Source organism: Clostridium sp. K04, assembly GCF_019734375.1.
Classification (GTDB): Bacteria; Bacillota; Clostridia; order Clostridiales; family Clostridiaceae; genus Clostridium; species Clostridium saudiense.
Map to the genome: position 1 here is coordinate 86,251 of NZ_JAASHD010000002.1, position 13,473 is coordinate 99,723.

Below are 13,473 nucleotides of genomic sequence, written 5' to 3' on the forward strand. Positions count from 1 at the left end.
TATAACAAGATAAATCAAATAAAGAATTTTAAATAAAATAAAACATAAAAATTGGAGGAATTAATTATGAATTTTAAGAATATACCAGATGTAAAATTAGGAATTGTTGCAGTTAGTAGAGACTGCTTCCCAATGGAATTATCAGCAGGACGTAGACAAGCTGTTGTTGCAGCATATAAAGAAACTTATGGAGAAATTTATGAATGTCCTACAACAGTTGAAAGTGAAGTTCATATGAGAAAAGCTTTAGCAGAAGTTAAAGAAGCAGGAGTAAATGCATTAGTTGTTTACCTTGGAAACTTTGGACCTGAAACGGCAGAAACATTACTTGCAAAAGAATTTGGTGGACCAGTTATGTTTGTAGCTGCTGCTGAGGAAACAGGAAACAACTTAGTTGGAGGAAGAGGAGATGCTTATTGTGGTATGCTTAATGCTAGCTATAACTTAGCATTAAGAAACATTAAAGCATATATTCCAGAATATCCAGTAGGAACTTATGAAGAAGTTGCTGATATGATTAAGGAATTTGAACCAGTTGCTACAACACTTTTAGGATTACAAAATTTAAAGATTATATCTTTTGGGCCAAGACCACAAGACTTCTTAGCATGTAATGCACCAATTAAGCAATTATATAACTTAGGTGTTGAAATAGAAGAAAACTCAGAATTAGATTTATTTGCAGCATTTAATGAACATGCAAATGATCCAAGAATTCCAGAAGTTATAGCTGACATGGAAAAAGAGCTTGGACAAGGAAATAAAATGCCAGGTATATTACCTAAGTTAGCTCAATATGAATTAACATTATTAGATTGGATGGAAGCTCATAAAGGATCTAGAGAATACGTAGTATTTGCTAACAAATGTTGGCCTTCATTCCAAACTCAATTTGGATTTGTTCCTTGCTATGTAAATAGTAGATTAGTTTCAAGAGGAATTCCAGTATCATGTGAAGTTGATATTTATGGAGCATTAAGTGAGTATATTGGAACTTGTGTAAGTAAAGATGCTGTTACATTATTAGATATTAACAACAGTGTACCAAGAGATATGTATGATTCTGAAATCAAAGATAAATTTAACTATACATTAAAAGATACATTTATGGGATTCCACTGTGGAAATACTCCAGCATGTAAATTATCGTTCAAGAACATGAAAAATCAAATGATTATGGCTAGAAGCTTAGAACCAAATCAAGAACCAAACATTACTAGAGGTACTTTAGAAGGAGATATTATTCCAGGAGAAATTACATTCTTTAGATTACAAAGTAATGCAGATGCTGAATTAACTGCATATGTTGCGGAAGGTGAAGTATTACCAGTTGCAACAAGATCATTTGGATCAATTGGAATATTTGCAATTCCAGAAATGGGAAGATTCTATAGACATGTATTAATAGAAGGAAGATATCCACATCATGGAGCAGTTGCATTTGGACATTTTGGAAAAGCTATAACAAATGTATTTAACTACTTAGGAGTTAAAGAAGTAGGTTTCAATCAACCTAAAGGAATGCTTTATAAAACAGAAAATCCATTTAAATAATAAATAATTTATTTCAGTATATTGTTAAACAAGCTTTAACAATATACTGTTTTTTTATGTGTGAAAAAGTATGATAATTATGGTAGAATTGACATTAGAATAATTTATAAAACAATAACTAGGAGGAAAATATTGTGTTAATCAAAGGAGTAAAATACTTGTTTTATATGATTTATGCTAGATTAAAAGGATTCAAGTATGAACATATAAAAAGAACACAAGGGTTAGAGAAGGCAACAGAATATGCATCAAGAAGTATATATTTATGGTCTAAGTTCACAATAAATGTTGTAGGGATGGATATAAGAGTAGAAGGAAGAGAAAATATACCTGATAAGACTTGTTTATTTGTAGGGAATCATACAAGTATATTAGATATTCCAGTAATTTTTTATTCCCTTAACAAACCAGTAGGATTTATAGCAAAGAAAGAAGTACTTAAGATTCCAATATTAAGTTATTGGTTATCAAAAGGAAAGTGTATTGCTTTAGATAGGCAAAATCCGAGAGATGCAGTAAGAATGATAAGTGAGGGAGTTAAAAATTTAAAAGAAGGTTATTCTATGATGATTTTTCCAGAGGGAACTAGAAGTTTAGATGGAAAAACATTACCTTTCAAAAAAGGAAGCATGAAGCTTGCAACAAAAGCTAAAGTTCCTATAGTCCCTGTTACTATTGATGCATCATTTACATCCTTTGAAGAGAATAATAAGTTTAAACCTTCAACAATTACAGTTACATTTCATAAAGCAATTGAAACTGTAAATTTAACAAAAGATGAAGAAAAAACTTTAAGTGAAGATGTTAGAAATATTATAATAGGATCTTTAAGAGAGGAATACAAACCATTAAATTAGTAAGGAGATAATAAAGTAATGTTAAATAAAATAAAAGATCTATTTACTGGCAATGAAATTGTAAGTGGGAATTTTGGTATCGAAAGAGAAACGCTAAGATTAGATGCAGAAGGATTTCTAGCAGAAACAGATCATTCGATTATATTTGGAGATAAGGCAAGAAATCCATATATAACAACAGACTTTTCAGAAAGTCAAGTAGAGGTAATTACACCAGCTTTCAAAAAAACAGAAGAAGCATATAACTTTACTAGAGCACTTTATGATATTGTTGCTATGGAAATAGGTGATGAATACTTATGGCCAGAATCTATGCCATGTATTATTCCAGATGATGATAAAATACCTGTTGCAAAATTTGAAAATCATAGTAAAGAAGCTCAAGAGTATAGGGAAAAGTTATTAAAAAAATATGGTGGGAAAAAGCAACTTATATCAGGAATTCATTATAATTTTTCATTTGATGAAAATATAATAAATAAATTATACGAAGTAAGTGGTAAAAAGGAATCATACAAAGAATTTAAAAATAGTGTTTACTTAAAAGTAGCCAGAAATTATCTTAGATATAGATGGCTTATAGTATATCTTTTAGGAGCAGCACCAATAGTACATGAAAGTTTTATAGGTGAAAATAAATGTCCATTAATGAAATTAACTAAGCATGGATATAGTAGTAATGGAGCTATTTCACATAGAAATGGAAAATGTGGTTATAAAAATAAAGTAGATTTATTCCCAAGCTATAGCACTGTAGAAGATCATATTAAAAGTATAAAACAGTATTTAAGTGATGGTCTTATTGAAAGTCATAAAGAAATTTATAGTCAAGTTAGATTAAAACCAAGTGATACAAGCAATTTTATGGAATCACTAATCAATGATGGAATTAAGTATTTAGAGTATAGAACTATTGATATTAATCCATTTGAGAAAGGTGGAATAAGTTTAGAGGATTTAAAATTCCTACAAATATTTAATATATATCTATTGGTTAAAGAGGAAAGCAATTTTGATAAATGGCAAGAAGAAGCATTAGAAAATCAACAATTGATTGCTGTTTCAGGGCTTAAGGATATTGAATTAAAGAAAGATGGAAAAAATATTAATAGAATTCAATATGGATTAGAAATTTTAAATGAAGTTAAAGAAGTTAATAATAAGCTAAATTTAAACTTTGAAGAAATTATAAATAATATGATAGAAAAGGTTAAGGATAGTAAGTTAACTTATGCTTATAGAATTTCTGAAATTATAAAGGAAAATGGATATATTAATACATTCTTAAACTTAGCTAAAGAATATAAAAATGATGCTTATAAAAATAGATTTAAGTTAGAAGGATATGAAGATTTAGAGTTATCCACACAAATTTTAATGAAGGAATCTATTAAAAGAGGTATTACTGTAAATATAGTAGATAGAAGTGAAAACTTTATATCTTTAAAGAAAAATGAAAAAATAGAATATGTTAAGCAAGCAACTAAAACATCAAAAGACACCTATGTTTCAGTATTAATAATGGAAAATAAAACTGTAACTAAAAAGGTATTAGCTGAAAAGGGAGTTAAAGTTCCACTTGGTGATGAGTTTAACAGTATTGAAGAAGCAAAAATTAAGGCAGCAAATTATATTAATAAGCCAATAGTAATAAAACCTAAGAGCACAAACTTCGGAATTGGAATTAATATTTTCCCAAATGGAGCTAACTTAGAAGATATTATTCATGCTTTTGAAATAGCATTTAAAAATGATAATACTGTTCTTATTGAGGAGTTTATTAAGGGAAAAGAATATAGATTTTTAGTTATTGATGATGAAGTTGTTGGAATACTTCATAGAGTACCAGCAAATGTTATTGGTGATGGTAAAAAGACTATAACAGAGCTTGTAGAAATTAAAAATCAAGATCCATTAAGAGGTAAAGGGTATGTTACACCTTTAGAAAAAATAAGACTAGAGGAAAATGCAGAATTATTCTTAAAACAACAAGGAAAGAATTTTGATTATATACCTAAAAAGGATGAAATAGTGTACTTAAGAGAAAATTCTAATATAAGTACTGGTGGAGATAGTGTAGATTATACAGATGATATTCCACAAAAATTTAAAGATATTGCAGTAAATGCAGCAAAAGCAGCAGGTGCTAAAATCTGTGGTGTGGATATGATGCTAGAAGATTATAGTGATGAAAATACTAATTATGCAATCATAGAATTAAATTTCAACCCAGCAATTCATATTCACTCTTATCCATATAAAGGTAAAGAGAGAAATATAGCAACACATGTTTTAAAGTTACTAGAATTAATTTAAGTTTTTATGACCCTAAAGTAAGTATTTAATAAATGCTTACCTTAGGGTCATTTTTATGAAAAAATTTAAATCTATAAAGAAGATAAATACATTAAAGTGAATGAAGAGGAAATTAAGTTTTATTACTACTAAAAATAATGAATATTGCTAATCAAAATAAAATTGGGGTAATGCAGTTCAATATGTAAAAGATAATATTCTTTTTTTGTTCTTACATTTTCAACAAATATAAATTTAGTTGAAAAAAAGTTCCAAATTGGATATAATGACTTATGAAATAAAATAAGTTAAATGAATATATTTAGGAAAACTTAAGTGTATTTATTTAAGTTGTTTTATATAATTAGGACGTGAAAATTATATTTAAATACGGCTTAGCAACATTAAACAAGGAATGAATTAACATAGTCAGATGTTAAGCTTTGTAAATGCAATGTTAAGAAAATAACTTTTAAAGTATTTTTGTTAATTAAGTGAATTGAACGTATTAATTTATAAAAGAATATCAATAAATAATAGAGAGTTGATTTTATACAACTTTTATTTTTGTACAATAAATTAGAGTAGTGATATATAAAGTATGGAGGATTTAGATGGAAAGCAAGAAGAAGATAAAGGTCATACCATTAGGTGGACTTGGTGAAATAGGAAAAAATATAACAGTAATAGAGTATGGGGATGAAATAGTTGTAGTAGATTGTGGTATGACTTTCCCAGATTCAGAAATGTACGGGATAGACGTAGTAATTCCAGATGTAACATATTTAGTTAATAATATAGAAAAAGTAAAGGGATTTTTTATAACACATGGACATGAAGATCATATAGGGGCAATTCCTTATATTTTAAAACAAGTTAATGTTCCTATATTTGCAACTAACTTAACAGTTGGATTAATAGAAAGCAAGCTTGAAGAGCATAAGATGCTTGATATTGTTAATTTAAATGTTGTAAAACCTGGAGATATAATAAAATTAGATAAATTAAAAGTTGAATTTATAAGAACAAATCACAGTATTGCTGATAGTTGTTCATTAGCAATTCATACTCCACTAGGAATAATAGTTCATACTGGGGATTTTAAGGTAGACTTCACTCCAGTTGATGGAAATGTAATTGACTTACAAAGATTTGCAAAGCTTGGAAAGCAAGGAGTACTATTACTTATGGCAGATAGTACAAATGCTTGTCATCCAGGATATACCATGTCAGAAAAGACAGTTGGGGAAAAGTTAGATAATTTATTTTCCAAAGGAAAAGGAAGAATAATTGTTGCGACTTTTGCTTCTAACATTCATAGATTACAACAAATAATTAATTCTTCAATTAAGTATGGAAGAAAAGTTGCATTTAGCGGAAGAAGTATGGAAAAAATATCAGATGTTGCAGTTAAGCTTGGATATTTAGATATGCCAGAAGGGTTATTAGTTGATTTAAAGGATTTAAGACTTTATAACAATGATCAAATAACTATTGTAACTACAGGAAGTCAGGGAGAACCTATGTCAGCTCTTACTAGAATTGCTGCATCTACACATAAAAATATACAAATTGAAAAAGATGATATGATAATTATCTCTGCTAGTCCAATACCAGGAAATGAGAAGGCTGTTTCAAGGGTTATAAATGAATTAACTCATAAGGGAGCAGAAGTTATTTATAAGTCAATTGAAGAAATTCATGTTTCAGGTCATGCTTGTGAACAAGAACTAAAGCTTATACATTCAATATTAAAACCAAAATATTTTGTGCCAGTACATGGTGAATATAAGCATTTAAGAAAACATATTTTAATTGCTGAAGAAGTTGGTTTAGAAAAAGAAAAATCATTTATATTAGAAAATGGTGATGTATTAAGCTTAAGTAGAAAATCAGCATGTATTGCTAAAAAGGTTCAAGCAGGTAATATATTAGTTGATGGAAGCGGAATTGGTGATGTAGGAAATATAGTATTAAGGGATAGAAAGAACTTATCTAGAGATGGTATCATTAATGTTATTGTTGCAATTGAAAAAGAAAGTCGTGCAATAGTTGGTGGACCAGATATAATTACAAGAGGATTTGTATATGTTAGAGAATCAGAAGAATTAGTAAATGAAATAAAAGAAATTTCTTATGAAAGCATTCAAAAGTCTATAGATAATAACGTGTTTAAATGGTCTGAGATTAAAAATAATATCAGAAGTGATATTGGTTCATTCATATATAGTAAAACAAAGAGAAAACCTATAATAGTACCAATTATAATGGAAGTATAATTAATAAAATAAATTAAGAAGAGTCTTGATATTTATATATTCAAACTCTTCTTTTAAATTTAAATAAAATTATAATTTTATAGGTATTTTAATTTTGCTGTTATTTTTACTTAGCTTATAAGTGAATATATTACCGATTACTTTAACAGGTTTGTAAGTAGAAAAGGTTGTTGAAAATAAAAGGTCCTTAAATTGATCAATATACATACCTTCATCTAAAGCTGTTTGTTCTATAGTACCAGATAAAAGTTGTTTTGCTACGAAACAGCCATTTTCATAAACTACTTCTGCAGTCTTTTTATAAGTAAAACTATTTTCTTGATAAATAATAACGTCCCCTTCAAAAATTTCACGACCTAAAGAATCACATATTCCAGTAGGCATTAGTAAAATACAATCATCTAAGGCTATTATTTCTTCCTCATCTTTATCATAGTAATAAACTTGTTTATCTATATAATCTATTCTGGTTACTTTAAAGCATTTTTTTGAAAGTTTATTATATATTTTAAATTTTAGTTCATTATTCATAATAAAACACTCCAATCCCTCATATATCTAAATTATCCCTAACCTATAGTATATTATAGCAAATTGGAAAATATTTGAAAATAGATTTATAAATAATTACATAATAATTATTTTAAGTTCATAAATATAAACTATGATTTAATTAGAGTGTTCAAATTAAGGAGGGTTAAATGCTTACTATTGAAGAAATAAGAAAAATAAAATATCCTTCTGAATTATTTAGTGAGGATATTGAAACTATGAAAAAACAGTATGTTGAGCTAATGAAGATTTACCATCCAGATTTAAATGAGCAGAAACAAGAATATATTGAAGTTACAGAAAAAATAAACAAGCTTTATAAAGAGGCTGAGTCAAATATAGAAAAGGGAATATGGAATAAGCCGGGTATGATAAAATTAAAAAAAAGTGATGGCAAATATTATATGATGAAATTTAGAATTAGTCATAATTTTGAATTAGGAAAAATGTATATAGGAAATGAAATTGTATTATATTTGTTTAATGAAGAAAATGAAAAATTTGCTTTAAATGCTTTAAAGCAAATAAAAAATTTTAAATATGCAAATGATGATATGGAAAAAGAATTTAGTAAATATATGCCTAGAATTATTACAAGTTTTAGGACAGTAACTGGGAAGATAGGAATAGTATTTGAAAAAGAAGAAGACTTAATTTTATTAAGAGATTTATTAACGTATTATAAAGGAAAGGTGTCAGTTAATACAGCAAGTTGGGTGTTGAGTAATTTATATAATATTAGTTGTTTTTTACATTATAATGAATTGACTCACAATGGAATTACAATTGACAGTTATTTTGTTTCTACCAGTAGACGTTATGGCGTATTAATTGGAGGTTGGTGGTATTCAGTAAGGGAAGGAGAAAGGCTGTTATCAGTAGCAAAATCAATTGAACATTTAATGCCATATGAAATGAAGATAAGTAATAAGGCAAATTCATTATTAGACTTAGAGTCTATAAGACTTTTAGGAAGAAGGCTTCTAGGAGATGAAAGTGGAGATTTGTTATCTGTTGATGGGGATGTTCCTAGTACTCTAAATTCATGGTTAAAAGCAAAAGCAGGAAGTAATCCATTTCAAGAATATAGTACTTGGTCTAATGTTGTTAATAGTATTGGAGAATTAAAAGTTAAAAGAAAAATAATTGATAAAGATGAGTTGTATAAAAAGATAGGTGGAAGGTAAATGTATATTTAATTTTACTGTAATAATAATTAAATAATAGTTATTATTATTTAATTACATAATACATGAATTTTATGTTATAATTAGGATATAATTTATATTGACAGTTGAATTGAAAAAAATGGAGGTTTATTTATGACATTTACAAAATTAGATATGAATGATAATTCACAAGTAGAAGGAAGAGCTTGTGTAGTTATTTATAACATAGGAGGAAAAGAACTTAAATCAATTCAAGGATATGCTTCACTTTTAGGGGTTAGAGACCAAATAGTTTTATATCCTAAAAATGCTGATACAGTTATGAAGGATATACTAGAAAATAATATAAAATCAGATTGTACTGATGGAAGAAAAGAAAGAGCCATAATATTTAATGCATTATCACCTGCAAAAATAAATGTATTTTTAGAAAACTTAAGAAAGCTAAAAATTAATAATGTATTAAAGGCTACAGTAACTGAAACATCAATTAATTGGACTCTTAATGAGGTTGTTGCAAATCTTTCTGCAGAACGTATGGCAATTAGTCAAGGAAATTTTGATGCTCATCACTAATAAAAAATGCAAGAGTAGGATTTATATTTATAAATCTTACTCTTTTTGAATGTAATAGCATTTTTAATATAAAAGTAGCATATTTGTTTTATTGTTTGTATATTAAAACTTATGTATAATTTCAATATAGATATGATAACAGTTACAGGAGGGGAATAGAGATGTACAAGTATGGAAGAGGAATGTGGAAGAATATTGAGTCTGGAAATGAGCTATCATGGGTTATAGGTAACGGTATTGGTGGGTATGCAAATCATACAGTTGCTGGTGGAGGTGCTCAAGCATTTCATGGATATTTAATTGCATCCTTAAATGCACCAGTAAATAGAAAATTAATTTTAACAAGAACGCAAGAACAAATTATAATTAATGATAGAGAGTATGATTTAACATCACAACAATATATCGGAACTTCAAAAGATGGACAAGAATATTTGGAGCAGTTTATTTTGGATACGGTACCAGAATATTATTATTCAATTGAAGATGTATCTATTAAAAAAACTATATCGATAGAATATGGACATAATACTGTTGCTGTATGTTATGAAATTGAAAATGGAAGTGAAAGTGCAACATTAAAAGTAGTACCTTTATTTAATTATAGAGAGGCTGGAGAAACTAGTGAAAGAGGGGATTTAAAATTTGATGTAAAGACTAGTGGAAAAATATTAACTTTAATACCTGAGAAAGATAAGAATATAAAAATAGACTTTTATACTTCGGAAGGAGATTTCTATGATAGAAGTTTAATTCCTACAAGTATGGCAACACCAAACTATTTAATGGAAGAAAATCATTTTTATATGATAGATCATAGAACAGGTTTCCTAGGGGTAGATAATCATTATACACCTTATGAAGTTCATATTGAATTAAAGCCTTTTGAAAAGAAAAGATTTTACGTTAAATGTACTATTGAAGGATTAAATGAAAAAAGTGGATTTGAAATAGTGAATGAATATAAAAAGAGAGCTGAAGCTTTAGTTGAAAATGCTAATTTAAATGATGACTTTGCAAATAATTTAGTTAAAGCAGGTGATCATTTCATTGTTAATAGAGAAAGTACAGGGCTAAAGACTGTTTTAGCAGGATTACCATGGTTTACAGATTGGGGCAGAGATACAATGATTGCTTTTGAAGGTCTTACTTTAGTTACTAAAAGATTTGATGAAGCAAGAGAAATTTTAGAGTCTTTTGCAAGATATATTAAAAATGGACTAGTTCCTAATGTATTTCCAGATGAGAATACTGAGCCTGGATATAATACAGTAGATGCTTCGCTTTGGTATTTTCAAGCAGTTTATAAGTATTTAAAGTATACTGGTGATGAAAGTGATTATAAATTTGTTAAAGAAAAGCTATATCCAAAGTTAAAGGAAATATATAAGGCTTATTCTACTAAAACAGACTTTTCAATTGGAATGGATAGTGATGGATTAGTATTTGCTGGTGGAGGTCTTGATCAAGTAACATGGATGGATGTTAGAGTTGGAGATTTTGTTGTTACACCTAGACATGGAAAACCAGTTGAAATTAATGCTTTATGGTATAATGCGTTGAAAATAATGGAAGAGTTATGTGAGAAATTTGGAGATGATTCTTTAGAATATAAAGAGCTTTCTTGTAGAGTAAAAGAATCATTTAATAATAAATTTTGGAATGAAGAAAAAAATTGTCTTTATGATGTAGTTGATAAAAATGATGATAAAATAAGACCAAATCAAATTTGGGCAGTATCATTGCCATTTGCAGTTTTAGATAGAGAAAAAGAAAAGAAAATAGTTAGTACAGTATATAAGCATTTATATGCAACTTATGGATTACGTTCTCTTTCATTTATGGACAAGGATTATAAAAAGAAATATATAGGAAAATTAATTGATAGAGATTGTGCATATCATATGGGAACTACTTGGGCTTTCTTAATTGGAGGATTTATAACAGCATATTGTAAAGTTAATGACTATTCTAAAGAGGCTATAGAAAAAGCAAATCATATGTGTAAGGTTTTTGAAGATACTATGAAAGATGGATGTATTAATGGTATTGCTGAAATATTTGATGGTGATTTTGCTTCAACAGGAAGAGGATGTTATTCTCAAGCTTGGAGTGTAGGCGAGGTATTAAGAGCCTATTCTCAAGATGTATTACCTTATTTAAATAAATAATAAAATCTAATTCTATATTTGCTTCGGTATATTATTGAATTTATAAACATATAACTAAAATATCGTTAAAATTTTAAGAGAAAAATAATTAATTTAGGAGAGGTTATATATGAAGTTAGATGAAAAGGTATTGTTAGGGGCAGCTTGTTTCTTTGCTGGTGCAGTAGCTGGATTTTTAATAGCACCTATTAAAAAGGGAATTTATTGTGGAAATAATAATGGAAATAATTATGGGGATAGCTCTGAAGAAAATGAGAATGATGAAGATGTTAGTGTAAAAAGTGAAGAAGAAGCAATAGATGAAATTAATAAAGTAATTAATGAAGTTGCAAAAGAAATGAGTAAAGAAGAAAAATAAAAAATTTAAGGAGATAATCACAACTTCTTGGGAAGTATCCAAGATGTTGTGATTATTTTTTTGTAAAATATGGCTATAAATTAGGTGGATCAAATGATTTTTTATGATGATAGAATATTATAATCTAGGAGCAACAAGTGTTTTTATAAAAGAAATTTTTTGAGGGTTATTTCTTTCAAGATTCGATAAGAAGCAATAATTTTGCGCTTATACACATTTTGTTTTATTAAAACATATATTATTGTTACGATAGTATCGCAAAGGAGGATGAAGTATGGATAATAATCAGTTTTATTGTCATAATCAGGAATGGATATATGATGAAACTTCGAATAGATGGTGTAAATGCATAAGAGATTGCAAGGGAAGAATTATTTGCTATCAAATTATGCCAGGCCCTCCAGGCCCTCCAGGCCCAACAGGCCCAACAGGTCCAACTGGTTCTTTTGGTGGAATAACAGGTCCAACAGGACCAACAGGACCAACAGGAATAGGATTAATAGGATTAACAGGACCAACAGGAGTAACAGGAGCAACAGGAGTAACAGGAGTAACTGGTGCAACAGGAGTAACAGGAGTAACAGGAGTAACTGGTGCAACAGGAGTAACAGGAGTAACAGGAGCAACAGGAGCAACAGGAGCAACTGGTGTAACTGGAGTAACAGGAGTAACAGGAGCAACAGGAGCAACAGGAGTAACAGGAGTAACAGGAGCAACTGGAGTAACAGGAGCAACTGGAGTAACTGGAGTAACAGGAGTAACAGGTGTAACAGGAGTAACTGGAGTAACAGGAGTAACTGGTGCAACAGGAGTAACAGGAGCAACAGGAGTAACTGGAGTAACAGGAGCAACAGGAGTAACAGGAGCAACTGGAGTAACTGGAGTAACTGGAGTAACAGGAGCAACAGGAGTAACAGGAGTAACAGGAGTAACAGGAGTAACTGGAGCAACTGGAGTAACAGGAGTAACTGGAGCAACTGGAGTAACAGGAGTAACTGGAGTAACAGGTGTAACAGGAGTAACTGGAGTAACTGGAGTAACAGGAGTAACTGGTGCAACAGGAGTAACTGGTGCAACAGGAGTAACAGGAGCAACAGGAGTAACTGGACCAACAGGAGTAGGAATTACAGGACCAACAGGACCAGCAGGACGAGATGGTGTAGATGCAGTTTCAATCACAGGACCAACAGGGCCAGCAGGACGAGATGGTGTAGATGCGGTTTCAATCACAGGACCAACAGGACCAGCAGGACGAGATGGTGTAGATGCAGTTTCAATCACAGGTCCAACAGGAAATGATGGAAGAGATGGAGTTGATGGAATTACAGGAGCAACAGGAGTAACAGGCCCAACAGGAATAGGAATTACAGGAGTAACTGGAGTAACAGGCCCAACAGGAGTAGGAATTACAGGAGCAACAGGAGTAACAGGCCCAACAGGAGTAGGAATCACAGGAGCAACTGGGGTAACAGGACCAACAGGAGTAGGAATCACAGGAGCAACTGGGGTAACAGGACCAACAGGAGTAGGAATTACAGGAGCAACTGGAGTAACAGGTCCAACAGGAAGAGGAATTACAGGAGTAACAGGAGTAACAGGCCCAACAGGAGTAGGAATCACAGGAGCAACTGGAGTAACAGGTCCAACAGGAAGAGGAATTAC

The 13,473-nt window shown here is 29.7% G+C and carries 9 protein-coding genes and 1 pseudogene; 9 read left to right on the forward strand and 1 reads right to left on the reverse strand.

Going from position 1 to position 13,473, the window contains the following annotated elements; translation table 11 throughout:
• The first annotated feature begins 66 nt into the window (after positions 1-66).
• The 4 genes from HCG70_RS01495 (at position 67) to HCG70_RS01510 (ending at position 6,985) form a co-directional block, all read left to right on the forward strand.
• Positions 67-1,554, forward strand: coding sequence for an L-fucose/L-arabinose isomerase family protein (locus HCG70_RS01495; RefSeq protein WP_221697403.1), 1,488 nt, complete (start codon positions 67-69; stop codon positions 1,552-1,554).
• A gap of 134 nt (positions 1,555-1,688) precedes the next feature.
• The gene (locus HCG70_RS01500; protein WP_154820902.1) at positions 1,689-2,411 is read left to right on the forward strand and encodes a 1-acyl-sn-glycerol-3-phosphate acyltransferase; all 723 of its coding nucleotides are present in this window, start codon (positions 1,689-1,691) and stop codon (positions 2,409-2,411) included.
• A gap of 18 nt (positions 2,412-2,429) precedes the next feature.
• Positions 2,430-4,727, forward strand: a complete 2,298-nt coding sequence (gene gshAB, locus HCG70_RS01505) for a bifunctional glutamate--cysteine ligase GshA/glutathione synthetase GshB (protein ID WP_221697404.1) — start codon at positions 2,430-2,432, stop codon at positions 4,725-4,727.
• Positions 4,728-5,320: 593 nt separating this feature from the next.
• Complete coding sequence (locus HCG70_RS01510) at positions 5,321-6,985, forward strand: ribonuclease J (protein ID WP_221697405.1); 1,665 nt, start codon at positions 5,321-5,323, stop codon at positions 6,983-6,985.
• Between the two features lie 69 nt (positions 6,986-7,054).
• Here HCG70_RS01510 and HCG70_RS01515 read toward each other — a convergent pair whose 3' ends face one another.
• Positions 7,055-7,516, reverse strand: a complete 462-nt coding sequence (locus HCG70_RS01515) for a YopX family protein (protein ID WP_221697406.1) — start codon at positions 7,514-7,516, stop codon at positions 7,055-7,057.
• Positions 7,517-7,686: 170 nt separating this feature from the next.
• On the opposite strand from HCG70_RS01515, the gene HCG70_RS01520 reads away from it, so the two are divergent.
• The 5 genes and pseudogenes from HCG70_RS01520 to HCG70_RS01540 all read left to right on the forward strand — a co-directional run.
• On the forward strand, positions 7,687-8,724 hold the full coding sequence (locus tag HCG70_RS01520; protein ID WP_221697407.1) for a J domain-containing protein: 1,038 nt from the start codon (positions 7,687-7,689) through the stop codon (positions 8,722-8,724).
• A gap of 135 nt (positions 8,725-8,859) precedes the next feature.
• Positions 8,860-9,282: a DUF3783 domain-containing protein gene (locus HCG70_RS01525; protein WP_221697408.1), complete on the forward strand. Its 423-nt coding sequence runs from the start codon at positions 8,860-8,862 to the stop codon at positions 9,280-9,282.
• 161 nt (positions 9,283-9,443) lie between these two features.
• On the forward strand, positions 9,444-11,453 hold the full coding sequence (locus HCG70_RS01530; RefSeq protein WP_221697409.1) for an amylo-alpha-1,6-glucosidase: 2,010 nt from the start codon (positions 9,444-9,446) through the stop codon (positions 11,451-11,453).
• Positions 11,454-11,562: 109 nt separating this feature from the next.
• Entirely contained in the window at positions 11,563-11,811 is a 249-nt protein-coding gene (locus tag HCG70_RS01535) for a hypothetical protein (protein ID WP_042395419.1), read from the forward strand.
• A 388-nt stretch (positions 11,812-12,199) separates the two neighbouring features.
• Positions 12,200-13,473, forward strand: a pseudogene (locus tag HCG70_RS01540) (hypothetical protein); the annotation flags it as partial.